We start from the raw sequence: 24,969 nt of genomic DNA, 5'->3' as shown, positions 1-24,969 counted from the left end.
TCAGCCGTCGAAACCATCGGTGAAGATCGCATCGTCTGCGATCGGTGTCGCGATGAAGCTGCCGACATCGAAGTCGCCGATCCGGCCGACGCCGACGATGACACCGCTTTCGTTCACCGCGACCGCTTTCAGAAGATAGGGAAATCCCGCGTCGGAATCGGATTGCTCGAGAAGGTCCCATGACACGCCATCGATGAAGACGAACGCCTTGAACGCCAGCGTGGCGAAGTCCTGCGCGCGCCCGACGATCACGCCCTGTTCGTTGATGCCATACGCGCCACCCGCGGCGAGGTCGAGAAGCGCTCCCGGGATCGCGGCGACGACGCCGCCTGCGAATGTGACCGGCACTGCATTGCCGGAACCGTCGAGGTCCATCTCGCCAACGGCGGTGTCCGCATCATTGATGCCATGCGCGACGCTCTTCGCGTCGTAGGTGCCGGCTGCGAGCGGAGTGATTCCCGGTGTTCCGAACTGGCCGCTGGTCGCGTGCGCCGCGCCGAAGATGAAGTTCCAGCCGCCGACGATATGGCCGTCGTTGTTGAGCGCGGACCAGTACGCCTGTGCGCCATCCCCGACGGGCGGAACGCCGTCGTCGACCAGGCCGCCACCCGCGCTCCAGCTGAAGGCGCGGAACGCCCCATCCTGTGAGGCCAGTCCGACCACCACGCCGGCGTCGTTGATGTCGGCCGGATTGAGCTTGTTGGCCTGGTCGTCACCGATCACCGTGTAGGACTCCGGATGCGCGGCATCCCACAGCATCGCGCTGGACAGGGAACCATCGTCCGTGATCGTCGACGTGGTTCCGACGATCTGCCCGAGTTCATTGATCGCCGTCGCGTTGCCGTCCATGCGATCGGCGGGCCGCGGCAACGTGAAGGCGGTCGTGCCATCGAACAGGAACGCCTGATTCTCGAAATCCGCATCGACGTAGTAGCCGACCGCCTGACCCGCGTTGTTGATGTCGGCCACGAACACGTTGACGGCACCCGGAATGTTGATCTGGACCAGGTGGTAGTGCGGCCCCGGCGTGCCGGCCATGGCTGTCGCGCAAGCGAGCAGAAAGGTGGCGGAAACGGGTGCAATCAGGCATCGGCGGACTGTCGACATGGCGTTGGGAACCTCGGGGCAGGTAAGCGGATCCGCCACGAAGGCCGGATGACGCAATCGTGTTGCAGGCGCGGTCCAGGCGGGTTCCGATCGGATTCGGATGCCGCTCGGATCGCATTCCTCGCGCACCTCACCCCGGCGGCGCGGCCAGTTCGGCAGGAATCACGCGCTCGCCGGCCAGGCGGCGCACCGCTTCGAACGCGCCGGGCCAGGCATCACGTCGCCCTTGTGCGCGCACCATGCGCAACTGGATCAGCGCGGCGTCGTAGTCCTCGGCCGCCCACAGCGCCACCTGCGACGCAATGGCTGCGGCATCGGACACGCGGTGCTGTTCGAGCAGGAACTGCACGTAGTCGTCGGCGATGCGAACGAGGGTCAGCGGCACGCCTCGCGTCTGCGCGAGCGCGAACGCTGCCCCGAACGCGAGGCCCGCTTCGTCGGTGCGCCCCGCTGCCCACGCCCGGTTGGCTGCAGCCGCCTGTCTCAGCGGGGAGCGCGCGTCGGGCACGGGAATCGCCTCGATCGGACGGATCGCCGCAGTATCGGCCTGCGTATCGATCGCCCCGATGCTCCGCTGAAGGCGACTTCGCAAGAGTTCGATGTCCGCGCGGATCAGGTCGCTGTCGGCCGATGCAAGTGCGATTTCGGGGACCGATGCGAGTTCGGCCAACGCGTCGTCGGTGTGACCGCGTCGCCACGCCAGTTCCGCCCGAAGCAGCCGGATCCGCTCGTTCTCGGCTACATCGGCCGGACGTCCGATGTTGGCGGGATCGTCGAGCAACTGCGCGGCTTCATTGTGGCGGCCCTGCTGCAACAGCTCTTCCGTTCGATACAGCCGCATCGACAGGCGCGAGTACGGGCTTGGAACGCGGGTGTGCTGCGACCACGATGCGTCCATCGCTTCCCAGGCCTGCGTGTTCTTCAGCTGTGCGCGACGTGCGACGAACAGCAATTGAAGTTCGCCGAGCCGCTCCTGCACCATCCCGAGAGAATCGAAGCGCGCAATCGCCGTGACCAGGTACGGCTCGGCCTGCGCCGGATGACCGCGAAGCAGTTCCATCGCACCGATGTTGCCGTCGACCCGCGCGATGCTGCCCTCATCTCCGGCGCGCTCGAAATGATCGCGCGCGACACCATAGTCGAGCAGCGCCAACGAATAGTCTTCCAGTGACGTGTGGCTGATGGCGCGGCCATTGTGCAGTCGGCCAATCAGCTGCGGATCACCGGCGTCGCCGATCGCCGCGATGCCGTCACCGAACAGTCGGCCGGCGTCTGCGTACTGGCCCGAGCGGACAGCGATGGTTCCGCGCGCCGCGAGAAGTCGCGCACGAAAGGTCGGGTCGGAGCCGTGGGTGGCCAGCAATGCGTCCAGTGACGACCGCGCCTCGTCGAGACGGCCGGCGCGGATGTCGACTTCAGCGAGCTGCAAGCGGAGGCGCGGCTCGTCGTGCGCCAGGCGCCCGTCGGCGAGCAGGATCGCGCGCGCCGCGTCCGGTTCGTTCGCAAGCGTCGCGGCCTGCGCGCGTTGCAGCGTTTCGGCGACGCCATCCGGGTCGACCGACGGTGTCGGCACATGGCCGAGGGCCGCGGCGAGGCGATCCGCCACCTGCCGAAGCGCGCCCGTGGGAGAAGGATCGGTCGCATCCGCGCGAAGCGTCGGCGCATCGGGCGGATCGGCGCGCGCCGATGCCGACCAGCCACTTCCGTGCGCCTCGACGCGACCTTGCACGATGATGGTCTGCGGATCCGCTGCCTGCAGCGTCGCGACGTCGTCGGTGATTGCGTGGCCGCCTTTCCTGTCGATCTGCTGCAAGACGCTCAGGGTTTGCTCGCTGGGCTGTACGCGCAGGCCGCTCCGGCGCAGGCGGTCGGCAATCAGGTCCATTCCGCCGAGACGCAACCAGCTCTCTTCGGTGCTCGACGTCGAAACCGGCAACACGATGACGCGCCTGTCGAGCGATGCGACAGGGGAACGGGCATACCGCAACGCGGCCCACGCCAACGCAGCGATCACCCCGAGTGCAAGTGCGGCGCCGACCGCACGCCCCCACCGCGCATGCCTCCAGAGCGATCGGGTTGGCGACTGTGAAGCCGCCGGATGTTCAACCGCTGATTCATCGGTCGGTGGCACGACCGCCGCCTCGACGACGGCTGCCGCAACGCTGGTGTCGTCGTCGACTTCCGTCGGGGCGACCCAGTGATAACCGAAGCCGGGGACGGTACGGATCGCCCACTGGGCCTGGCCATCGTCGTCGAGCGCCCGCCGACACTGCACGATCAGCTGGCCGAGCTGGACGTCCGACGCGGCACCGTGCGACCACAGCGCGGCAATCAGTTCATCGCGACCGAGCGCACGTTCGCGTTGCTCGACCAGCAGCAACAGGCACGAGAATGCCCGTGGCGCCAACGCGATGCGCTCACCGTCCTTCGCGAGCTCGCGCACGGAGGGATTGAGACGATAGGCGCCAAAGCGGTAGTGGAACGCTTTCATGTTCCCATCGTGCGCCGCGCACACCTTGCACGCACGCTCAGAGACATTCCAGCGCAGCAACCGACCGCATCAGGCGGGGCGACAGGTACGAATGCGTGCCGCAGGGCAGCAGGCCCGCATCGACGAAACGCGTGCGATACCAGGAGGGCGACCGCGGAATGAAGCCGCGTATGTCGCCGCTGGCGTTGTCGGTGGAGGTGAACACTTCGAGGAATGCGAGACCTTCGAGCAGATCGCCGAAACCGGACAGCCCACGGCGTAACTCGGGTGCCGGCACGTAGTGCAGCACATCGCTGCAGACGATCAGGTCGAATCGCTCATCGAAGCGCAGTTCTCCGAGCTGGCCAAACGTTGCCAGGCCGATATCGCGCGAGCGGCCGTATCGTGCGACGGCGTATTCGCTCGATTCCAATCCGCGATACGCGAGCCGCGGGCGCAGTTTCAGCAGCGGCGCCCGCCATGCGGCTTCGCCACAGCCGACATCCAGCACGTTGCGGATCGGGCGTGCCAGGTAATACTCGGCCAGATGCACGACCATTGCGACCTTGCGTGCGAGTTCGGCACGCGAACCGACCCGATGGCGTTCGCTGCGGTACCACTTTTCGAAATAAGCGCGGTCGTAGGCTTTGGCCATCGCACAATCACAGGAAGGTGGAGCAGAGTGCATGGTAAGCCATGCGCGCCCCGACCCGATTCGACGTCGCCCTTGACGATCAGGGTGCGTGATCGCCAGCGAGAACGGCCAGATGAAGGCTTCCACGGCGCAAGACGATTGCAGTCGGGGCAAACCAGCACGTTCGCGCAACGCCGCGAACGGCGCCAAGCGTACCCCCAAAGCCGACCTCATCCGCGCGCCTGCGCGAGTGAGTGGCCGGTTAGCAGGATGACTGCGACGAAGGCTTCACAAGCGCGCCCCGGTCGCCCATGTTGCTTGTCGCGACCGCTGCAAGAAATACGACGGATTCTTGTGCCCGGCGCGTCAGGCCTGCACGCCCGCTCGCCCGCTCTCGACATGCAGGCTCAACAGGGTGCGCGCGTCGGAACGGACATCGGTGACGTCATCGACGATTCGCAGGTCGCTGCGCCAAAGTTTGGGCGTGATTTCGCAGCGCAGATAGCCGCGCCAGCGATTCTCGAAATGGCGCACGTGCGGATTGAGTGGCAGGTCGCGTGCGATCGCTGCGTAGTCGTCGCCCTGGGTCGACAGCGATGTGCCGACAAATTCGGTCGCGACGACCGGGCTGTCCGGATCGTCGAAGTCGGTCTTCAGGTCGGTCGCGTAGAACGCATGAACGTCGCCACCGAGGGTGACGACATCGGGGACGCGGCGTTCCGCGATGAAGTCGAGCAGGTGCGCACGCGCGCCGGCGTACCCATCCCAGCCATCGGTCCACACCACTTCGCGGCCGTCGTTTTTGCGCGACACGAACGGCGCAATCAGTGTTTGCTGCGCGATCACCTTCCAGCGCGTGGCGCTGGACGTGAGTCCGTCCTCCAGCCAGCGTTGTTGGGTGTCACCGAGCATCGTCTGCGCGCGCGACCAGCGCTGCGGGCAGTCGGCGACCTTCTCGCCTTGTTCTGCGCACGCATGCGCCGAGCGGTACTGCCGGTCGTCGAGGATGTTGAAGGTCGCGAGGTCGCCGAACTGCGCGCGCCGGTACAACGACATGCCACCTGCTCCAGGCCTGTGGCGCGCGCGAAGCGGCATGTGTTCGTAGTAGGCGCGATAGGCGCTGGTACGCCGTTGGACAAATGCGCTCGGCGTTTCGCCGTACCTGGAGACGGATCCGGCGTAGTCGTTGGAGACCTCATGGTCGTCCCATGTCACCAGCCAGGGATAGGCGGCGTGCGCGCGCTGCAGATCGTCGTCGCTCTTGTAGCAGGCATGGCGGTTGCGATAGCCGGCGAGCGTGTCCGCGCCGTCCGGCGATTCGTGACGGCGGACCTGCGGACCCCACGAGCCTTCGTAGATGTAGTCGCCCACGTGCAGCACGAGGTCGAGGTCGTCGGAGAGCATGTGCCGGTACGCAGCGAAGTAGCCGTGCTCGTAGTGCTGACACGATGCGAGCGCAAGCCGCAGGCGCGATGTTCGGGCGCCAGGCGCCGGAAGTGTTCGCGTGCGCCCGGTCGCACTGGCTTCACCCCCACACCGGAATTGATACCAGTAAGAACGATCGGCTGCGAGTCCGTCGACTTCGACGTGGACCGAGTGCGCCCAGTCGGCGCTGGCGATCGCGGTGCCGCGCCGAACGACCTGACGCAGCTGCTCGTCTTCCGCAACAACCCAGTCGACGGTGAAATCTTCCTGTGCGAGGAACGCTGCGTCGGAGCCGACGGACGCGATACGCGTCCACAGAACGAAGCCTCCCTCGTCAGGATCGCCGGAGGCGACGCCAAGCGCAAACGGATACGCCGCGAAACGCGGTTGCGCGTGCATGCGTCGACTCGGGCCGAAGCTCGCGATTCCGAGCGCCGCAGCACTGCCCAGTATGAAATGTCGCCGCGACCAGCCATCGGCGCGGGTGTGCGTCGCGCTTCGCATGCGGCGCAGGATCCATGTGAGATGGCGGCATCATCGTGTCGGACGATGGCAATCGGATGGCGCCCACTTTGCGATTTGAAGTCACGCAGTCCGCGCATGGAGGCGTCCTGCATTCCCGCTGGGATGCCTGGATGCGGATCGCAGTCAGGCCGACGCCCGAGGACGCTGGGCGGCGGGTTTTGCACGCCCGCGCTTGGGAATCGGGAAGACATCGCCGACCCGTTCCACCCGTCCCACGTCAACCGGATCGTAGCCGGGCAACGCCGCAATCAGCGCGTGCAGCTCTGGCCGTCGCAACACGTCGAGGATCGCCACGCCCATCGGTTCGGCAAGGAAGTCGCTGCGGCAGACGAAGAAATACCGCTCGCTGAGAATCGGCACGAAGTCGAGGCCGAATCGGCGTGCTGGCAGTTCCAGTGCGAAACCGACATCGGCCATCCCGCTGCCCACGTAGGCGGCGACGGCCGCGTGTGTGTATTCGGCGATGTCGTGGCCGCGGATTGCGAATGAATCGACGTTTGCTTGCTGCAACGCGAGGTCGAAGGTGACGCGCGTGCCGGAACCGGGTTGGCGGTTGACGAAGCGCACGTCGTCGCGGACAAGGTCTTCGAGCGTGACGATGCGCTTGGGATTTCCTGGCGCGACGACCAGACCCTGGCGTCGGTTCGCGAGGTGCACCATCTGCCAGTCGGGATCCATGTGCGCTGCGTAATGCGCCGCGGCGGACTGTTCCAGATCGCCGATCGGCAGATGCAGCCCGATCAGATCGCAGCGCCGGTCGGCGAGCACGTCGATCAGTTCATCCGAATCGCGATATTTCAGATCGATCGGCATCAGGTGGTCAACCATGTACTGACGCATCGCCTCCACCGCGAAGCCGTGGCTCGCCTGCAGGCGCAGAACCGGCTTGGACGTCCACAGGGCGCGTTCGATTTCCGACTCAACCTCCGAGGCGAGGCTGTCGAGCAGAGGCTTCAGGCGCGCGGTGATCCGCTGGTCGGCCCAGGCAAGCCGTTCGCCGAGTGCCGTCAGATGCGCCCCGGTCCCGCGCCGGCTTTCCACCAGCGGCTGGCCGAAGGCACGATCGCCCTCGCGCAGCAGGCCCCATGCGTAGCGGTAACTGAGGCCGGACGAGCGGCAGGCGGCGGCGAGCGTGCCGGTGCGCTGGATGCCGACCAGCAGCGAGGTCAGGCGCGGCATCAACGGCTCGCCTTCGCAACTCAGCAACTGCCAATGGGTGTCGATCGCGACCTTGAACATGACTTGATCATACCCCGGAGACAACAAAGGAAGATGCTCGGTAAAGCCTATTGTAGACTTTCGTAGCGTGGTTCAAAGTCCGTATCCCACCGAAGATGCGGGGCGATCAATAAGCGGACGAAAGCCTATTGACGTCATCCATCGATCAACCGGGGAGGGTTCCATGAGCGCGACGCTCGAACAGCAAGGCGGTACGGGAAGCACATCGTCGGGAGGCATCCTCTCGAAGGGGCGCACGGTCGCCCAATCGGGCTTCAATCGCTGGCTGGTTCCGCCGGCGGCACTGTGCATCCATTTGTGCATCGGCATGGCGTACGGCTTCAGTGTGTTCTGGCTGCCGATGTCCAAACTCATCGGCATCACCAAGCCGGTTTCCTGTCCGGCGGGAACCGGATGGTTGGGCGAACTCTTCGCATCCGGCTGTGACTGGAGCGTCAGCACGGTCAGTTTCACCTTCACGTTGTTCATCGTATTCCTCGGGCTTTCCGCGGCGCTCTGGGGCGGCTGGCTCGAACGCGTCGGTCCGCGCAAGGCCGGCGTCGCCGCGGCGATCTGCTGGGGCGGCGGCTTCCTGATCGGCGCGCTCGGCGTGTACACGCATCAGCTGTGGCTGGTGTGGCTCGGCAGCGGCGTTCTCGGCGGCGTCGGTCTCGGGCTCGGCTACATCTCGCCGGTGTCGACCTTGATCAAGTGGTTCCCCGATCGCCGCGGAATGGCGACCGGCATGGCGATCATGGGCTTCGGCGGCGGCGCGATGATCGGCGCTCCACTCGCGGACAAGCTGATGAAGGCCTTCGCGACACCGACTTCGGTCGGCGTGTGGGAAACCTTCGTCGTGCTCGGCGTGATCTATTTCGTCGTGATGATGATCGGTGCCTTTGGCTATCGCGTCGTTCCCAGTGGCTGGAAACCGGCCGGCTGGGTTGCCCCCGCGACCGACGCGAAGGCGACGATGATCACGCACGGCAACGTGCATCTGAATCAGGCGTGGCGCACGCCGCAGTTCTGGCTGATCTGGGTCGTCCTGTGCATGAATGTCAGCGCCGGTATCGGCGTGCTTTCGATGGCATCGCCGATGTTGCAGGAAGTGTTCGGCGGCAAGCTGATCGGGTCGGTGGCCGGCTTCAACGAGCTCGATGTTGCGCAGAAGGCGCAGATCGCGACGATCGCAGCCGGCTTCATCGGGTTGCTCAGTCTGTTCAATATCCTCGGACGTTTCTTCTGGGCGTCGGCGTCCGATTACATCGGCCGAAAGAACACCTATTTCGTGTTTTTCATCCTCGGTATCGTGCTGTACGCGACCGTGCCGACCTTCGGCCATTCCGGCCAGGTTCTGCTCTTCATCGCGGCGTTCTGCGTGATCCTGACGATGTACGGCGGGGGTTTTGCGACCGTGCCGGCGTATCTTGCCGACATGTTCGGCACGCAGATGGTCGGCGCGATCCATGGCCGGCTGTTGACGGCGTGGTCTGTCGCCGGCGCGCTCGGCCCGCTGCTGATCAGTTATTTCCGCGATACGCAGCTCGCGGCGGGAGTCGCCAAGAGCGCCGTGTACGACAAGACGCTGTACGTGCTGGCGGGACTGCTGGCCGTCGGCCTCGTTGCAAACCTTCTCGTGCGACCCGTAGCCCAACGCTACTTCATGACCGATGCACAACTCGCCGACGAGCGTCGTCGCGCGCACGAAGTGGCCGCCGCGAACGAAGTGCGTTCCGCGTCCGCGGCGGGCGTGGGCACGGTGGACGGTTCCCAGGGCCTGGTGTATCTGGCCTGGTTTGCCGTCGGCGTACCCATCGCCTGGGGAGTGTGGATCACTCTGCAGAAAGTGATGGTGCTTTTTTAACGAACCGGATTCGAAAGTTTTTCCATGGCAGCCGAACCGCTACCCCTGAAACCACCCCGACGACGCAGCGACGCCAACCCAATGGCGTCACTCGCGCCCGCCGTCGCCACAGCCATGCAAGCCGCGTTCGAGACGAACCGCGGCAAGCCCGGCGCGTTGCTGCCGATCCTCCACAGCGTGCAGGACGCGCTCGGCTTCGTGCCGCCGGAAACGGTGCCCGCGATCGCGCACGAGCTCAACCTCACGCGCGCCGAAGTGCACGGCGTCGTGAGTTTCTATCACCATTTCCGCACCACACTTCCAGGGCGCGCGGTAATCCAGTTGTGTCGTGCCGAAGCGTGTCAGGCGCTCGGTGCGCGCGCTCTTGAAGCGCACGCAAAGCAGTCGCTCGGAATCGACTTCCACGAGACGACTGCCGATGGCGCGATCACGCTGGAAGCGGTGTATTGCCTTGGCAATTGCGGCTGCGGACCGTCGGTGCTGGTCGGTGCAGACGACCTGCACGCGCGCGTCACGCCGGATGAATTCGACGAACTCGTGCGCGATTTGCGCAAGGAATCGGCATGAGCCTCGCGCTGAGGATCCACGTGTCGCGTGATGCGACATCGCTCGCACTGGGAGCGGATGCGACGGCCTGCGCAATCGCCACCGAAGCGGCCGCGCGTGGCATCGCGGTCGACATCGTCCGCAACGGATCGCGCGGCATGTTCTGGCTGGAACCGCTGGTCGAGGTGACGACTCCCACCGGCCGGATTGCGTACGGCCCGGTGAAAGCGCGCGATGTTGCCGCTCTGTTCGATGCGGGATTCGCAAGCGGTGCGGCGCACGCGCTCAGGCAGGGACGCACGGACGAGATCGGCTACTTCAAGCGGCAGGAACGCCTCACCTTCGCCCGCGTCGGCCTCACCGATCCGCTCAGCGTTGGCGACTACGTGGCGCATGGCGGATTCCGCGGATTGATCAATGCGCTCGCCATGGCACCGGCCGACATTGTTGCGGCGGTCACGGATTCCGGATTGCGCGGCCGCGGCGGCGCCGCGTTTCCGACCGGCATCAAATGGAAGACCGTGCTCGGCACGGAATCCGCGCAGAAATACATCGTCTGCAACGCGGACGAAGGCGACTCGGGTACCTATTCCGATCGCATGCTGATGGAAGGCGATCCGCTGTGTCTGGTCGAAGGCATGACGATCGCCGGCATTGCGGTCGGCGCAACGCAGGGCTACATCTATCTGCGAAGCGAATACCCGCATGCGCATCGCGCATTGACAGCGGCCATTGCCAATGCATACGCAGCAAACTGGCTTGGCGCAGACGTGCACGGCAGCGGCAGGCATTTCGACCTCGAAGTGCGCCTCGGAGCCGGTGCATACATTTGCGGCGAAGAAACCTCCTTGCTCGACAGCCTCGAAGGCAAGCGCGGGCAGGTGCGTTTCAAACCGCCGCTGCCCGCGATCAAGGGTTTGTTCGGCCAACCGACAGTGATCAACAACGTGATCTCGCTGGCGAGCGTGCCGACGATTCTCGACCACGGCGCCACGTTCTATCGCGATTACGGCGTCGGCCGATCGCGCGGAACGTTGCCGATCCAGCTCGCCGGGAACCTCAAGCATCCCGGGCTGGTCGAAAAAGCATTCGGCCTGACGTTGCGCGAACTCCTTTATGACTACGGCGGCGGATCGTATTCGGGTCGTCCGATCCGCGCGGTACAGGTCGGCGGGCCGCTGGGTGCGTACATGCCGGAGTCGCAGTTCGACACCGTGCTCGACTACGAGGCCTTCGCCGCGATCGGCGCGATGGTCGGCCACGGCGGCATCGTTGCATTCGATGACACCGTCGACCTGCTTGAGCAGGCTCGATATGCGATGGAATTCTGCGCGGTCGAGTCGTGTGGCAAATGCACGCCGTGCCGCATCGGTTCGACGCGCGGTGTCGAGGTGATCGACCGGATCCGCGCGGGGATCGACCGTGAGCGCAACGTGGCATTGCTGCAGGATCTGTGCAACACGATGCGATTCGGGTCGCTGTGCGCACTCGGCGGGTTGACGCCCGATCCGGTCCGCAGCGCAATGGAGTATTTCAGCGAGGATTTCGAGGTGCGGGTTTGAAGTGCCAGGTGGCGCCGACGCCAAATGCGCACCGCAACGAGAGATGACCGAGTTTGAATGTGGCGCAAGAGCGGGAGCGCTTGCGTAAAGAGACGCGTCCATACGACGCAGGAGTGGAATCATGTTGTCGATCAACGAAACCGATCTGGGTACCCCGAAGTCGAAGTCGACCCAGCAGGTCGCCCTCACCATCGATGGCGTGCAGGTGCGCGTGCCCGTCGGCACGTCGGTGCTGCGCGCTGCCGCCGAGGTGGGCATCCAGATTCCCAAGCTGTGTGCGACGGAACTGCTCGATGCGTTCGGTTCGTGCCGGCTCTGCCTCGTGCAGATCGATGGCATGAAAGGCTTCCCTGCGTCGTGCACGACGCCCGTCGCGGCAGGGATGAAGGTCACCACGCAGAACACGAAGATCGCCGACCTCCGGCGCGGCGTGATGGAGCTGTACATCTCCGATCATCCGCTCGACTGCCTCACGTGCCCGGCGAATGGGCACTGCGAACTGCAGGACATGGCAGGGGCCGTCGGGCTGCGCGACGTGCGCTACGGCTACGAGGGCGACAATCATGTGTATCGCAAAGATGCCCAGGGCGGAGTGAATCCGCATTTCGTCGCGAAGGACGAGTCCAATCCGTATTTCACGTTCGATCCGTCCAAGTGCATCGTATGTTCGCGCTGTGTGCGCGCATGCGACGAACAGCAGGGCACGCTCGCGCTGACGATCCAGGGGCGCGGTTTCGATTCGATGGTGTCGGCGAGCATGGGCGAGTCGTTCCTCGACTCCGAATGCGTGTCGTGCGGTGCCTGCGTGCAGGCATGCCCGACCGCGACACTGAGCGAGAAGTCGCTGATCAAGATGGGCCAGGCTGAGCACAGCACGATTACTACCTGCGCGTATTGCGGCGTCGGCTGCTCGTTCCGCGCCGAGATGAAGGGCGAGGAAGTGATGCGCATGGTGCCGAACAAGGACGGCCACGCGAACCACGGTCATTCCTGCGTGAAGGGCCGCTTTGCAATCGGTTACGCGACGCACGCCGACCGCATCACGAAACCGATGATCCGCGCGAAGATCTCCAATCCGTGGCAGGAAGTGTCGTGGGAGGTGGCGATCAATCACGCGGCGTCCGAATTCAAGCGGATCCAGGCAGCGCACGGTGTCGACTCGATTGGCGGCATCACCTCGTCACGCTGCACCAACGAGGAAACGTACCTCGTGCAGAAACTGGTGCGCGCCGGCTTCGGCAACAACAACGTCGACACCTGCGCTCGGGTCTGCCATTCGCCGACCGGGTATGGTCTCAAGAGCACGCTCGGCGAATCGGCCGGCACGCAGGATTTCGATTCGGTGATGAAGGCGGACGTGATCGTGGTGATCGGTGCGAATCCGACCGACGGGCACCCGGTGTTTGCCTCACAGATGAAGCGACGCCTGCGCCAGGGCGCACGTCTGATCGTTGCCGATCCGCGGCGCATCGACCTTGTGCGCTCGCCGCACATCCAGGCGGACCATCACCTGAAACTTCGGCCCGGCACCAACGTCGCGCTGATCACCGCACTTGCGCACGTCGTCGTGACCGAAGGTCTGGTCAAGGAAGACTTCGTGCGCGAACGCTGCGAGGTCGACTCGTTCGAGAAATGGCGGACCTTCGTGGCGGACGAGCGTCATTCGCCGGAAGCAACGGAAACCATCACCGGCGTCCCGGCAGCTGATGTGCGTGCAGCGGCGCGTCTGTATGCGACGGGCGGAAACGGCGCGATCTACTACGGGCTTGGCGTGACCGAGCATTCGCAGGGTTCGACGATGGTCATCGGCATCGCGAACCTCGCAATGGCGACCGGCAACGTCGGCCGTGAGGGTGTCGGCGTCAATCCGCTGCGTGGTCAGAACAACGTGCAGGGTTCCTGTGACATGGGCTCGTTTCCACATGAGTTCCCGGGCTATCGCCACGTCTCCGAAGATGCCACGCGGGAACTGTTCGAGAGAAGCTGGAGTGTCGCTCTGCAGTCCGAACCCGGGCTGCGCATTCCCAACATGTTCGAAGCAGCGCTCGACGGCGAGTTCCTTGGCCTGTACATCGAGGGCGAGGACATTGCCCAGTCCGATCCAGACACGCAGCACGTCACCGCGGCGCTCACTGCGATGGAATGCATCGTGGTGCAGGACCTGTTTCTCAACGAGAGCGCGAAATTTGCGCACGTATTTCTGCCTGGCTCGTCGTTCCTCGAGAAAGACGGCACCTTCACCAATGCCGAGCGGCGCATCTCGCGTGTGCGCAAGGTAATGAACCCGAAGGGCGGCTATGCCGACTGGGAAATCACGCAGCTGCTCAGCAACGCGATGGGTTATCCGATGAACTATGCGCACCCGTCCGAGATCATGGACGAGATCGCGCGCCTCACGCCGACGTTCACCGGTGTCAGCTTCAAGAAAATCGACGAGCTCGGCAGCATCCAGTGGCCGTGCAACGCGCAGCATCCGGCCGGCACGCCCACGATGCACATCGACACGTTCGTGCGCGGCAAAGGCAAGTTCATCGTCACCGAGTACATCCCCACCTCGGAAAAGGTCAATGCCAAGTTCCCGCTGATCCTCACCACCGGGCGCATCCTCAGCCAGTACAACGTCGGCGCGCAGACCCGCCGCACCGAGAACAACCTGTGGCACAGCGAGGACCGTCTGGAGATCCATCCGGCCGATGCCGAAGATCGCGGCATTTCTGACGGCGACTGGGCCGGCATCAGCAGCCGCGCGGGCGAGACGGTGCTGCGCGCCACCATCAGCGATCGCATGCAGCCGGGCGTCGTCTACACCACGTTCCATTTCCCGGGTTCCGGCGCGAACGTGATCACCACCGACAATTCCGACTGGGCGACGAACTGTCCGGAATACAAGGTCACCGCGGTGCAGATCACCCGCGTGACGCAGCCGTCGGAGTGGCAGAAGCGTTTCCACGAGTTCAGCGACCGACAGGAAGATCTGGTTCCGGAATCGAGCCATGCGCGCATTGCCAGCTGAGCACGCGATCGTGTCGGCCGGGTACGCGCTGCGTGACGTGCAGCGTTGGCGCGATGGTCGCATCGAGACCGATCAGGACTGTATCGCCGAGGAGCTGCCAATCGCGTTGCTCTACAACGATCGGCCGCACGTCGTCATGATGGCGACGCCGCGCGATCTCGACGACTTCGTGCTCGGGTTTTCATTGAGTGAGGCGGTAATCGATCACGCGGACGAGCTGTCGGACGTCCAGATCCACGCGCTGCTCGAAGGGATCGAAGTGCGCGTGCGCATTCCCGGCGCACATGCCGAGGTGCTCGAAGGACGCCGCCGCAATCTCACCGGCGGCACGAGTTGCGGACTGTGCGGTGCGCAGGCGCTGGAGGATGCGGTGCGCCAGCCTGCGCCGGTCGACGCGGGTGTGGAAATCGATCCGCGGGCACTCCATCGTGCGCTCGACCACTTGCAGGACCTGCAGCCGCTCAATACCGCCACCGGGGCGACGCATGCCGCCGCGTGGGCACATGCCGATGGCTCGATTGCCCTGCTGCGGGAAGATGTTGGTCGACACAACGCGCTCGACAAGTTGATCGGTGCGATGACGCGCGCCGGGGAGCGGGTCAGCGCCGGCTTTGCGGTGATCACCAGCCGCGCCAGCTACGAGATGGTGCAGAAGGCCGCGACGGTCGGCATTCCCGTGCTGGCCGCCATCTCGGCGCCAACCGCGCTGGCGATCCAGCTCGCGGAATCGACCGGGGTCACGCTGATCGGATTCGCCCGCAACAACAGCCATGTGATCTACACGCAACCGCATGCGGCCACCGGTTCGCGCAGGGAGCATGCCGCATGAGTGGTTCCGAACATCTCGTGCGGATGGCCAACGACATCGGCAATTTCTTCGAATCGGAAGGCGACCGTGACGCGGCGATCGCCGGTATCGCAGCGCACATCCGCCGGTTCTGGGAGCCGCGCATGCGGCGCAAGATCTATGCGCATCTCGACGCGGGCGGCGAAGGCCTCGGTGATCTGCCGCGCGCCGCGATCCGCCAGCTGGCGGAGAAGGAATCCGCTGCGAACTGACCGCGGGCGAAGCGGTCAGGGGCCGAGCGCGAACGGGCAGAGATTGTTCCAGATCTGCGCGAGGTGTTGCGGGGTGTAGGTGTGACCGCCGTTGAACAGCGTGTAGTGCAGGTCGACTGCGCTCACCCAGCCGCCCGCGATGAATCGCGCGGGATCATTCCCGGCGCCATAGGTGGTGTAGAGCGGGTCGGTGTTGCCGAGATGGATGTCCACCGGAATTTTCCGCTGGATGCCCGCGAGGAGCGACGCGCACGTCGGTGGATACGAACCATCGTCGGTGCAGGCATACTGTTCGAGCGATCCTGCGCTGACCCCATACGCGGCGAAGAAATCGGTGTTGTCGAGCGCGACGCCATGGCCGAAATGCGCGCCGGCCGAAAATCCCCACAGATACACACGGCTTTGCTCCACGTTGTACGCCGCAAACGCGTCGGTCTGCACGGCCGAGATTTCGGCGCCGTCGGCGCTTGCGCCCCAGCCACCCTGTATCTGATTGCCAACCACCGACACGACGATGAAGCCCTGGCTGTCGGCGAGTGCGGACCAGTCCGTGCGCACCGCTTGCGCGGCGGCGGGCGCGGACGCCGCCGAGCCGCTGGCGCCATGGAAGACGAACAGAAGTGGCCACGCCTGTGTCGGCGTGTAATTTGTCGGGAGATGCAGGTAATAGGTGCGCATGCCCACCTGGGCGACCGCCACGGTTCGGGTGACATTGCCGGGAAACACCCCGCCGGTTCCGTGCGAAGGATCGTTCGGGATCGCACTGACCTCGAAGGCGTCGCGGAAAATCGCTTCGCCCGCGGGACATGCGGACGGCGGCAGGCGGACGGTCGTCCGGGCATCGGCCAACCCGCCGATGAGGAGAAGAACGAGGGGTGCGAAGGGGGTCGGATGCATGGGCGCGATTGTGCGGACTGCGTGATGAACCAGGCCGGGTGGATCGTCCTCATCCATACGCAACAGTCTGGAACATCGCGGGCATCGGCGGAGGCAAACGGCGCCCGGACGCGATTTGCGGCGGCGCACGATGGAACGTTCTGCGATCTTGCGGCTACTATCGCGACCAATTTGTTACAAACCCGCGAAGAAACCGTTTTGAAGGAGTGATGTATGCACCGTGAGAACCGTCGGACCTGGATCGCTCCTGCACTGGCTGTATTGCCGCTGGCGCTGGTCGCCGCGCTCGCCGGTCGGGACGCGATGGCCAGCGGCTTCCAGCTGAAGGAAAACAGCGTGCAGGGCCTTGGCCGCGCGTACGCTGGCGAATCGTCGGCTCCCGGCGATTGCGCAGTGGTCGTCAACAACCCGGCCGCGATAGGCGACATTGGCGGCGCCAACTGCGCCCAGGTCGACCTCAACGTCATCAACTTCAAAACGGAGTTCAAAGGGTCGGGGACGGATTTCCTCGGCACTCCGTTGTCCGGCGGCAACGGAGGTGACGGCGGCGTGACCAAGCCGGTGCCGGCGATGTATTTCACCCACAAGCTCAACGACCAATGGGCGTTTGGCGCATCGGTCGGAGCACCGTTCGGTTTCCAGACCGAGTACGACGATCGTTCGGTCGTGCGCTACGAGGGGGTGAAATCGAAGCTGGAATCCCTCGACCTGACCTTCGCAGCGTCGTACAAAATCAATGACCAGTTCTCGATTGGCGGAAGCATCATTGCGCAGCGCACCAGCGCAGAACTCAACCAGGCAATCGACTTCGGCACGATCCTCGCTGGTCCGACCAATGGCGCCGTCCTGCCGCAGGAAGCCGACGGTTTCGGCGGTCTCAAGGGAGACGACTGGGGCTACGGGTTCGATATCGGCCTGCTGTGGAAGCCGACCAGCTCCGATCGCATCGGCTTCAACTACCACTCGCAGATCGACCATCGACTGTCCGGAGATGCCAAATTCTACGTGCCGTCGAACATCCTGCCGCTGCTTGGCGGCGCGTTCGTCAACCAGCACGGCGAGGCGGACTTCGACACGCCCTGGTTCGTCAGCGGCAGCTGGTGGCATAACGTGGATGACCGCCTCAGCTTCGGCGCCGATATTGCCTTCACCCATTGGTCGAGCTTCAAGCAACTGAAGATCGACTACTCGGTGCCGGCGCAGGACCGGTTTGCGGCTGCGCAACCCTTCAACTGGGAAGACACCTGGTTCTATTCGGTTGGCGGCGAATATCGCCTCGATGACGCGTGGACGCTGCGCGCGGGCCTCGCCTACGACCAGACGCCAACCGTCGACTCGACGCGTACACCGCGCGTGCCCGACGGCAATCGCACGTGGGTCTCCGTGGGCCTCGGTTACAAGATGAGCGAGAGCACCCGCTTCGACCTCGGCTTCGTCCACCTGTTTGTCGACGATGGAAAGATCGACAACGAAACCGCAACCTTCAATTCGCTCAACGGAAAATTCGAGAGCAAGGGCAACGTGCTCGGCATCTCGGGCCAGTACCTGTTCTGACGGAATCGCTTCAGGGAGAGGGCAGCGGGCGCCTGCGGGCGCCCGTTTTTTTTTTTGCTGCGGGTGCAGCGAGACGTGCGAAAACCCTCCTTTGTATGAATAGGACGCTTATGCGTTTGAAATGACAGAGTTCTGTTGGTGATCAGCGGGATGAAAGCGCGATAGCCGCGTCGACTTGGAAGGCATGCCGGTGTTACGTCACACTTGCGCGTATGCGGATCTGCCTCAACATGATCGTGCGGAATGAGGCGCCCGTGATTGAGCGCTGCCTGGCGTCGGTTCGGCCTCACGTCGATGCGTGGGCGATCGTGGACACGGGGTCTACCGACGGCACCCAGGCGCTCATCGCCAACGCGATGCGTGGGATTCCCGGCGAGCTCGTCGAGCGGGACTGGGTCGATTTCGCCACCAACCGCAACCAAGCGCTCGAACTCGCGAGCGCATACGGAACGTTCGCCTTGATCGTCGATGCTGACGAAGTGCTCCATGTCGATGCGGGCGCGCTGCGACCCGGCATTGAACTGTCCGCCGGCATGTTTCGCTTCGCCCTTGGCGAGCTCGACTACTGGCGTATCGCGCTGGTCAGGCTCGACCTCGACTGGCGCTGGCGGGGCGTTCTCCACGAAGTGCTCTCGTCGCCAACGGCCGCAGCGGCCACGCGCTTGAAAGGCTGGCGGGTGGAGTCATTTCCGGATGGCGCACGCAGCCGCGTGCCGTCGCAGCAAAAATACGGGGCCGATGCCAGAGTGCTTGAACAGGCTCTTGTCCACGACCCGGACAACACGCGTTACGCGTTCTATTACGCGCAGAGTCTGCGCGATGCCGGATGCGAGGTCGAAGCGCTGGCTGCCTACCGGCGGCGGATCAGCATGGGCGGCTGGGCAGAGGAACTCTACATCTCTCGATTGCAGGTCGCGCTGCTGCTCGAGCGCGCGCAAGCGCCCGTCCCCGACGTTGTGTTCGCTTACCTGGAAGCGCATGAAGCGCGCAGCGCGCGTCCCGAAGCGCCATGCGAACTGGCCCGTTACCTTCGCTTGCAGCAGCGTTATCCGCTCGCGCTGATCTTTGCGCGCATTGCGGCCGAAGCCGCGCCTGGCGACGATGTACTTTTCATCGACACGAGCGTCGCGGCCTGGCGTGCGCACGACGAATGGTCGATTGCCTGCTGGTACTGTGGAGATGGCGAACTCAGTGCGCGGCTGTGCGAAGGCTTGCTGGCGGGCCCAGCCCTGCCAGTCGATCAGCGCGAACGCGTGCGGCGTAATTTGGCATTTGCGATCGAATTACGCGACCGCTAATCCACGTCCGGGGAGCCGCCGGGGGCGCGTAGGCACCTTTCGTGCATTCGTTTCGTGGCGCCGGCGATGTCCCGGCGTCCCCGACGCATGGAGTGCGTCGCCACGCAGGCGGACTTTCCGACGATGAATTTCACGGGCCCAACCAAACTGCGCCGTAGGCACAGTTTGTCCATTCTTTTCTTCTTGCTAGGCGCTGGCTATGCCAGCGCCAGCACTACAGACACCTTCGCGCTGTCCGGCGTGACGATTGCGAGCGGTGGCATTCACGAGGTCAGCAATGCCTGCTTTGTGTTGTCGTCGACCATAGGCCAGCCCGTCGCGGGCTTCTCCAGGGTAGTGCCGATCGCAGCGCGAAACTTCGTGCTCATTTCCGGATTCTGGGGCGGCTTCGATTCGTCCAGCACCGACAGTCTGATGCATGACAACTTTGAGGTTTGCCAATAATGAACAACCTTTCCTTGTATCGCTCCATCCTTCTCGCGCTCGGTATGGCGGTGTCTGTTTCGGCGTTCGCGAGCAATTCAGTGCCGGCCGAAGCGCAGTCGCTCGATTTCGTCTACCAGGGTCGCCTCCAGCAGAACGGACACCCTGCAAGCGGCAATTTCAATCTGGAATTCACGTTGTGGGACGCGCAAAGTGGCGGCACGCAGTTCGGTAATCCGATCGACGAAGCCGCGTGGCCGGTGATCGATGGTGTTTTTTCCATCAACCTGGCGTGGCCGGGCGCGTTTGACGGCACTCAGCGCTGGCTGCAGGTCAAAGTCAACGGCGTGCTGTTGCAGCGCACTCCTGTGGCGACTGTGCCGGTCGCCCAGTTCGCATTGAACGGTGTTGCCGGTCCGGCGGGTCCGGCCGGCGCGACCGGTGCTGCGGGCCCCATCGGAGCGACCGGCGCTGGCGGCGCTACTGGCGCCACCGGCGACGCAGGTGCGGCCGGGCCGACCGGCGCCGCAGGTCCCACTGGTGCTGAAGGCCCCACGGGCGCCACCGGCGCCGCGGGCGCTACCGGTGCAACAGGTGGCACCGGCGCTCCGGGCGAAACCGGTCCGCAGGGCGCGACCGGCACGACGGGGGCCGCGGGCGCAGCAGGCGCCAACGGCGCCACGGGCGCCACGGGTCCTGCGGGTGCAACGGGTTCAAACGGGGCGACCGGTGCAACCGGTGCCCCGGGTCAGGTCGGAGCAACCGGCGCGGCAGGTGCAGTGGGTCCAACGGGTGCCAATGGATCGCCGGGAGTCCAGGGTGCCACAGGGCTCCAGGGCCCAACCGGCCCAACCGGAGCCAATGGTGCGACCGGCGCGACCGGTCCAACCGGTGCCGCTTCGACGGTGCCCGGCCCGACCGGTCCGACCGGCGCCGCAGGTCCCGCCGGCTCGGGCGGTGGCGCGTCGGTGCGTGCCAGCAATGGAACGACGATCGGCGCACTCACCGCGATCAACCGCAGCGGTGTATCCGTGATCAACAGCAGCGGCTATGCGTTCAACATCAACTGGAATGGCACTGTCGCTGTCCAGCAGACGTATTTCAGCAATGCGGACTGCACCGGAACGGCCGTCCTCAATTCCGGAGGCTCGACAACGGTTGGAGCAACCGTCTATGGAAAGACCGTGCTGCGCTCGAGTGCCGGTCAGCTTTACAAGGTGACATCGGTTGATGTGAACCTGTCCAGTTCCGCCGTCAATTCGGGTATGACGGCGGCATCGATCGACAACCTCAGTACTGGCTGCTCGTCGAGCACCTCGGTGGCCTACGGTTGGCCGTTGACCGCGGTCAACCCAAGCGATGTGGGTATCACCACCACGGCGGCGCCGCTGTCGTTCCCCTGATACGTCGAGTCAACGGTGCGATGAAATGAAAGAGCGGCCGTGAGGCCGCTCTTTTCTGTCTCCGGCGACCAAGGCTGCCGATGTGACGGCGACCGCTATTCCGCGAGGGTCAGCAACGACGCATTGCCGCCTGCAGCGGTGGTGTTGATCGTCAGCGTGCGTTCGGTCGCAAAGCGCAGCAGATAATGCGGGCCGCCTGCTTTCGGGCCGGTGCCGGAAAGATTTTCTCCGCCGAACGGCTGCACGCCGACCACCGCGCCAATCTGGTTGCGGTTGACGTAACAGTTGCCGACTTTCGCGCGCTGGGCGATGTGTGCGACGGTGGCGTCGATGCGGCTGTGGATGCCAAGCGTGAGGCCGAACCCGGTCGCGTTGATTGCGTCGATGACGGCGTCGAGTTCGCTCCCCTTCCAGCGGATCACATGCAGCACCGGGCCGAACACTTCGTTGGTCAGCAGCGACAGCGATGGAATTTCGTATGCGCGCGGCGCGAAGAATGTGCCATTGGCGCTGTCCGCATCGACCTTCGCTTCGTTGATCTTCTTCGCGACGCCGTCCATGCGCAGCGAATGGTCCACCAGCAGTTTTCGGGAGGCCTCATCGATCACCGGACCGACGTCGGTGGACAGTTTCGCCGGATCCCCGACCACCAGTTCGTTCATCGCACCGGCGAGCATCGCGACCACCTTGTCGGCAATGTCCTCCTGCACAAACAGCACGCGCGCGGCGGAGCAACGCTGGCCGGCCGAGTCGAACGCCGACGCCATCACGTCCTTGACGAGCTGCTCGGGCAGCGCCGACGAGTCGGCGATCAACGCATTCTGCCCGCCGGTTTCGGCGATCAGTGCCGCGATCGGCGAATTGCGCGCCGCCAGCGTGCGGTTGATCGTCCACGCGGTTTCGGTCGACCCGGTGAAGCAGACGCCGGCCACTTCATTGCGTGTCAGCAGCGTGTTGCCAAGCACCGATCCCTTGCACGGAACGAACTGCAGCACCGCTTCCGGCACCCCGGCTTCATGCAGCAGTTTCACTGCGGCGTAGCCGATGAGCGTCGTCTGGTCGGCAGGTTTCGCGATCACAGCATTGCCCGACGCAAGCGCTGCAGCGATCTGGCCCATGAAGATTGCGAGCGGGAAATTCCACGGGCTGATGCACACGAACACGCCACGCCCGCGCAGGAACAGCTGGTTCGATTCGCCGGTCGGCCCGGGAAGTGTGTCTGGCTGCCCGAACAGCTTGCGCGCCATCGCCGCGTAGTATCGGCACATGTCGGCGGCTTCACGCACTTCGGAAATCGCTGCAGCCATCGTCTTGCCGGCTTCGCGCACGCACAGCGCCATGAATTCGGCGCGCCGCGCTTCGAGAAGGTCGGCCGCGTGTTCGAGGATCGCCGCGCGACTTGCCGCCGGCAGGGTATCCCAGTCGTCGAACGCGCCGATCGCGTTTCCCAGCGCCTTCTCGATTGTCTTCGCGTCGGCGTTGCGGCTCTCGCCGATCACCTGCCGCCGATCCGCGGGGTTGGTGACCGCGCGAGCTGCTTCGCCCGTCGTCGCGCCTGGTACCAGCGGCGCGGCAATCCACGGCGCGTGCGGCGCATTGATGGCCTCGGCGAGCGCGCGAAGTTCGTTGTCGTTGGCGAGGTTGATGCCCATCGAATTCTTCCTGGAGACATGATTTGAAGTCTGCGGGACAGCAGACGTGTCCGCATAGAGGCTGACCGGCAGCGCGATGCGCGGATGCGTCCTGGACACAAAGGCGCGTACGGCATCGCAGGGATCCGCGACCAGCTCCCGGATCGACACGTCGGCATCGACGATGCGGTTGACGAACGAGGTGTTCGCGCCGTTTTCAAGAAGGCGCCGCACCAGGTAGGGCAGCAGATCCTCATGGCTGCCGACGGGAGCGTAGACACGACATGGAACGTCGAGATTGTCCGTGCCGATCACCTCGGCATACAGATCGGCGCCCATGCCGTGCAGGCGCTGGTATTCGAACGGACGCTCTTTCGCGCGATGGTGGATGGCGGCAATCGTGTGCGCGTTGTGGGTGGCGAACTGCGGATAGATCGCATCGCTGCCGGCGTCGAACAGTCGGCGCGCGCATGCAAGGTACGACACGTCGGTGTTCGGCTTGCGCGTGAACACCGGATAGCCGGCATAACCGCCTTCCTGGGCGCGCTTGATTTCCGAATCCCAGTACGCTCCCTTGACCAGTCGCACGCACCAGCGCCGCTGCGCCTGGCGCGCGGTCTCGGCCAGCCAGTCGATCACGAATGGCGCGCGCTTCTGGTACGCCTGCACGGCCAGGCCGAACCCGTTCCAGCCCGCCAGTGACGGATGGGCGAAGACCTCGCCAATGATCTCCAGCGACAATTCCAGACGTTCCGATTCCTCCGCATCGACGGTCATGCCGATGGCGTTCTTCATCGCCAGTTGCGCCAGCTCGAGCAACTTCGGCGTCAACTCCGCGTGGACGCGCGCGCGCTTGGCCGTTTCGTAGCGCGGATGCAGCGCGGAGAGCTTCACCGAGATCGACGGTGCGTCGAGTACGTCCTTGAAGGGTCCGCGCTTGCCGAGCGCGCTGATCGCATCCTTGTAGGCGCGGTGATACCGCTCGGCGTCGCCGCCGGTGAGCGCGGATTCGCCGAGCATGTCGTACGAGTAACGGTAGGCGGCGTTGGCTTTTTCGGCGGAGCGATCGAGCGCCTCGTCGATGGTGCGGCCCATCACGAACTGGTGGCCCATGATGCGCATCGCCTGGCGAACGGCAAGACGGATCACCGGCTCGCCAGCGCGGCCAACGAGGCGTTTCAGCGCGCCGGTGAAGTCGCGGCGCGTGTCATCGGCAAGATTGACCAGATGCCCGGTCAGCATCAGCCCCCAGGTCGATGCGTTCACCAGCACCGATTCACTGCCGCCAATGTGTTTTTTCCAGTTCGCCTCGCCGAGCTTGTCGCGAATCAGCTTGTCGGCCGTCGCGCCATCGGGGATGCGCAGCAACGCCTCGGCGACGCACATCAGCAGCACGCCTTCCTCACTCGAGAGGTCGTACTGGCGCATGAAGGATTCCACTGCGCTTTGCTGGGCGGCGCGTCCCCTGACACGCGCAACCAGTTCCGCGGCGCGCGTCAGAACGACATCCCGTTCGACCGGCGCGAGAGTGGCCTGCGCAAGCAAGGCGTCGATCGCCTGGGTCTCGTCGCACGACCACGCAGCGGTCATGCGCGCCCAGGTCGGCCCGGGGACGGGCGGCAATTGCGGAATCAGGCGTTCGCTCAAGGCAGCTCTCGGCAGTGCGGGTGCGCGACGGGCAGACGCACGCGCGATGGCGCGTAGTGTAGTGACGGCACCGCGAAGGACCAAGGTCCGACGCGGGAACGCGCCGTTGCCGTCGCAGATCTTGCGGCGGTTTGCCGCATCCTCGGCAACGGCCGCGGTTGCCGCTGTCGCGCAGGGTCCACTATCATCGTAAAGTTGAGTTTCCGTGTCTCGGGCCCCGGTTCCATCGGAGGTCGGGCCGGTACGCCGCAGCAACGGCCAAGACAGTGAATCCGAGTACTCGAATCAAGGTGATGTGATGATTTCATCCGGGGTCCTGCGCGCTTGCCGCGTCTTTGCGGCACTTGCCCTTCTGGCGAGCGGCCCGGCATGGGCGAATCCGCAGCCGTGGCAGCTGAACATGACGCCTGGCGTGACGTCCATCTCCCACCGGATCCATGACGTCCACATGCTGGTGTTCTGGGTGTGCGTCGTCATCGGCATCGTGGTGTTCGGTGCAATGGCCTACGCGATGTTCGCGTTCCGCAAGTCCAAAGGGGTGACTCCGGCGACGTGGAGCCACAACACGCTGATGGAAGCGATCTGGACCACGGTGCCGATCCTGATCCTGATCGTGATGGCGTGGCCCGCAACGAAGCTGCTGGTCGACATGGCCGATGTCGAAAATTCCGACATGACGATCAAGATCACCGG

At 64.7% G+C, this 24,969-nt stretch carries 18 protein-coding genes; 11 read left to right on the top strand and 7 right to left on the bottom strand.

What is annotated here, in order from left to right; genetic code table 11:
* From ABIV12_RS15775 to ABIV12_RS15755, 5 genes are all read right to left on the bottom strand, one after another.
* Positions 1-1,107 carry a hypothetical protein gene (locus ABIV12_RS15775; RefSeq protein WP_348061062.1) on the bottom strand — a complete coding sequence of 369 codons (1,107 nt, stop codon included), beginning with the start codon at positions 1,105-1,107 and terminating at the stop codon, positions 1-3.
* Positions 1,108-1,237: 130 nt separating this feature from the next.
* Entirely contained in the window at positions 1,238-3,598 is a 2,361-nt protein-coding gene (locus ABIV12_RS15770) for a winged helix-turn-helix domain-containing protein (RefSeq protein WP_348061060.1), read from the bottom strand.
* A gap of 37 nt (positions 3,599-3,635) precedes the next feature.
* Entirely contained in the window at positions 3,636-4,232 is a 597-nt protein-coding gene (locus tag ABIV12_RS15765) for a class I SAM-dependent methyltransferase (RefSeq protein ID WP_348061058.1), read from the bottom strand.
* Between the two features lie 345 nt (positions 4,233-4,577).
* Positions 4,578-6,035, bottom strand: coding sequence for an alkaline phosphatase D family protein (locus ABIV12_RS15760; RefSeq protein WP_348061056.1), 1,458 nt, complete (start codon positions 6,033-6,035; stop codon positions 4,578-4,580).
* 249 nt (positions 6,036-6,284) lie between these two features.
* Positions 6,285-7,400: a substrate-binding domain-containing protein gene (locus tag ABIV12_RS15755; protein WP_348061054.1), complete on the bottom strand. Its 1,116-nt coding sequence runs from the start codon at positions 7,398-7,400 to the stop codon at positions 6,285-6,287.
* 163 nt (positions 7,401-7,563) lie between these two features.
* Between ABIV12_RS15755 and ABIV12_RS15750 the strand changes: the two genes are divergently transcribed.
* The 6 genes from ABIV12_RS15750 to ABIV12_RS15725 all read left to right on the top strand — a co-directional run bounded on the left by ABIV12_RS15750 (position 7,564) and on the right by ABIV12_RS15725 (position 15,423).
* A complete protein-coding gene (locus tag ABIV12_RS15750; RefSeq protein ID WP_348061052.1) occupies positions 7,564-9,243 on the top strand; it encodes an OFA family MFS transporter in 1,680 nt (559 codons plus the stop codon).
* 114 nt (positions 9,244-9,357) lie between these two features.
* Positions 9,358-9,810 carry a formate dehydrogenase subunit gamma gene (locus tag ABIV12_RS15745; protein WP_348061050.1) on the top strand — a complete coding sequence of 151 codons (453 nt, stop codon included), beginning with the start codon at positions 9,358-9,360 and terminating at the stop codon, positions 9,808-9,810.
* Entirely contained in the window at positions 9,807-11,351 is a 1,545-nt protein-coding gene (locus tag ABIV12_RS15740; protein WP_348061048.1) for an NADH-ubiquinone oxidoreductase-F iron-sulfur binding region domain-containing protein, read from the top strand. Before ABIV12_RS15745 ends, ABIV12_RS15740 begins: the two co-directional genes overlap by 4 nt.
* A gap of 121 nt (positions 11,352-11,472) precedes the next feature.
* Positions 11,473-14,364 (top strand): formate dehydrogenase subunit alpha, encoded by a 2,892-nt coding sequence (gene fdhF / locus ABIV12_RS15735; protein WP_348061046.1) that lies wholly within the window; start codon positions 11,473-11,475, stop codon positions 14,362-14,364.
* Entirely contained in the window at positions 14,345-15,193 is an 849-nt protein-coding gene (gene fdhD / locus ABIV12_RS15730) for a formate dehydrogenase accessory sulfurtransferase FdhD (RefSeq protein ID WP_348061044.1), read from the top strand. Before fdhF ends, fdhD begins: the two co-directional genes overlap by 20 nt.
* On the top strand, positions 15,190-15,423 hold the full coding sequence (locus tag ABIV12_RS15725; protein WP_348061042.1) for a formate dehydrogenase subunit delta: 234 nt from the start codon (positions 15,190-15,192) through the stop codon (positions 15,421-15,423). Before fdhD ends, ABIV12_RS15725 begins: the two co-directional genes overlap by 4 nt.
* A gap of 15 nt (positions 15,424-15,438) precedes the next feature.
* On the opposite strand, the gene ABIV12_RS15720 is transcribed toward ABIV12_RS15725, so the two are convergent.
* Positions 15,439-16,320: a PHB depolymerase family esterase gene (locus ABIV12_RS15720; protein ID WP_348061040.1), complete on the bottom strand. Its 882-nt coding sequence runs from the start codon at positions 16,318-16,320 to the stop codon at positions 15,439-15,441.
* Positions 16,321-16,533: 213 nt separating this feature from the next.
* Here ABIV12_RS15720 and ABIV12_RS15715 point away from each other — a divergent pair, with 213 nt between their 5' ends.
* The 4 genes from ABIV12_RS15715 to ABIV12_RS15700 all read left to right on the top strand — a co-directional run bounded on the left by ABIV12_RS15715 (position 16,534) and on the right by ABIV12_RS15700 (position 20,998).
* The gene (locus tag ABIV12_RS15715) at positions 16,534-17,874 is read left to right on the top strand and encodes an outer membrane protein transport protein (RefSeq protein WP_348061038.1); all 1,341 of its coding nucleotides are present in this window, start codon (positions 16,534-16,536) and stop codon (positions 17,872-17,874) included.
* A 212-nt stretch (positions 17,875-18,086) separates the two neighbouring features.
* Positions 18,087-19,172, top strand: a complete 1,086-nt coding sequence (locus ABIV12_RS15710; protein ID WP_348061036.1) for a glycosyltransferase — start codon at positions 18,087-18,089, stop codon at positions 19,170-19,172.
* A gap of 123 nt (positions 19,173-19,295) precedes the next feature.
* Positions 19,296-19,616 carry a hypothetical protein gene (locus tag ABIV12_RS15705; RefSeq protein WP_348061034.1) on the top strand — a complete coding sequence of 107 codons (321 nt, stop codon included), beginning with the start codon at positions 19,296-19,298 and terminating at the stop codon, positions 19,614-19,616.
* Positions 19,616-20,998, top strand: a complete 1,383-nt coding sequence (locus ABIV12_RS15700; RefSeq protein WP_348061032.1) for a collagen-like protein — start codon at positions 19,616-19,618, stop codon at positions 20,996-20,998. The genes ABIV12_RS15705 and ABIV12_RS15700 overlap by 1 nt, the downstream gene beginning before the upstream one ends.
* 95 nt (positions 20,999-21,093) lie before the next feature.
* Here ABIV12_RS15700 and putA read toward each other — a convergent pair whose 3' ends face one another.
* Complete coding sequence (gene putA, locus ABIV12_RS15695; protein WP_348061104.1) at positions 21,094-24,219, bottom strand: bifunctional proline dehydrogenase/L-glutamate gamma-semialdehyde dehydrogenase PutA; 3,126 nt, start codon at positions 24,217-24,219, stop codon at positions 21,094-21,096.
* A gap of 355 nt (positions 24,220-24,574) precedes the next feature.
* Between putA and ABIV12_RS15690 the strand changes: the two genes are divergently transcribed.
* A partial coding sequence (locus tag ABIV12_RS15690; protein ID WP_348061028.1) for a cytochrome c oxidase subunit II transmembrane domain-containing protein occupies positions 24,575-24,969 on the top strand: 395 nt, incomplete at its 3' end.

The organism is Dokdonella sp. (assembly GCF_039926425.1).
Lineage (GTDB): Bacteria > Pseudomonadota > Gammaproteobacteria > Xanthomonadales > Rhodanobacteraceae > Dokdonella_A.
Note: the sequence above shows the minus strand (reverse complement) of the source record. Positions and strands in the feature narration are given on the sequence as shown.

Excerpts from the sequence above, each read along its gene's own strand:
- ABIV12_RS15775 (WP_348061062.1), bottom strand. The coding sequence starts at position 1,107 with ATGTCGACAGTCCGCCGATGCCTGATTGCACCCGTTTCCGCCACCTTT.
- ABIV12_RS15770 (WP_348061060.1), bottom strand. The coding sequence starts at position 3,598 with ATGAAAGCGTTCCACTACCGCTTTGGCGCCTATCGTCTCAATCCCTCC.
- ABIV12_RS15765 (WP_348061058.1), bottom strand. The coding sequence starts at position 4,232 with ATGGCCAAAGCCTACGACCGCGCTTATTTCGAAAAGTGGTACCGCAGC.
- ABIV12_RS15760 (WP_348061056.1), bottom strand. The coding sequence starts at position 6,035 with ATGCACGCGCAACCGCGTTTCGCGGCGTATCCGTTTGCGCTTGGCGTC.
- ABIV12_RS15755 (WP_348061054.1), bottom strand. The coding sequence starts at position 7,400 with ATGTTCAAGGTCGCGATCGACACCCATTGGCAGTTGCTGAGTTGCGAA.
- ABIV12_RS15750 (WP_348061052.1), top strand. The coding sequence starts at position 7,564 with ATGAGCGCGACGCTCGAACAGCAAGGCGGTACGGGAAGCACATCGTCG.
- ABIV12_RS15745 (WP_348061050.1), top strand. The coding sequence starts at position 9,358 with ATGCAAGCCGCGTTCGAGACGAACCGCGGCAAGCCCGGCGCGTTGCTG.
- ABIV12_RS15740 (WP_348061048.1), top strand. The coding sequence starts at position 9,807 with ATGAGCCTCGCGCTGAGGATCCACGTGTCGCGTGATGCGACATCGCTC.
- fdhF (WP_348061046.1), top strand. The coding sequence starts at position 11,473 with ATGTTGTCGATCAACGAAACCGATCTGGGTACCCCGAAGTCGAAGTCG.
- fdhD (WP_348061044.1), top strand. The coding sequence starts at position 14,345 with ATGCGCGCATTGCCAGCTGAGCACGCGATCGTGTCGGCCGGGTACGCG.
- ABIV12_RS15725 (WP_348061042.1), top strand. The coding sequence starts at position 15,190 with ATGAGTGGTTCCGAACATCTCGTGCGGATGGCCAACGACATCGGCAAT.
- ABIV12_RS15720 (WP_348061040.1), bottom strand. The coding sequence starts at position 16,320 with ATGCATCCGACCCCCTTCGCACCCCTCGTTCTTCTCCTCATCGGCGGG.
- ABIV12_RS15715 (WP_348061038.1), top strand. The coding sequence starts at position 16,534 with ATGCACCGTGAGAACCGTCGGACCTGGATCGCTCCTGCACTGGCTGTA.
- ABIV12_RS15710 (WP_348061036.1), top strand. The coding sequence starts at position 18,087 with ATGCGGATCTGCCTCAACATGATCGTGCGGAATGAGGCGCCCGTGATT.
- ABIV12_RS15705 (WP_348061034.1), top strand. The coding sequence starts at position 19,296 with ATGAATTTCACGGGCCCAACCAAACTGCGCCGTAGGCACAGTTTGTCC.
- ABIV12_RS15700 (WP_348061032.1), top strand. The coding sequence starts at position 19,616 with ATGAACAACCTTTCCTTGTATCGCTCCATCCTTCTCGCGCTCGGTATG.
- putA (WP_348061104.1), bottom strand. The coding sequence starts at position 24,219 with ATGACCGCTGCGTGGTCGTGCGACGAGACCCAGGCGATCGACGCCTTG.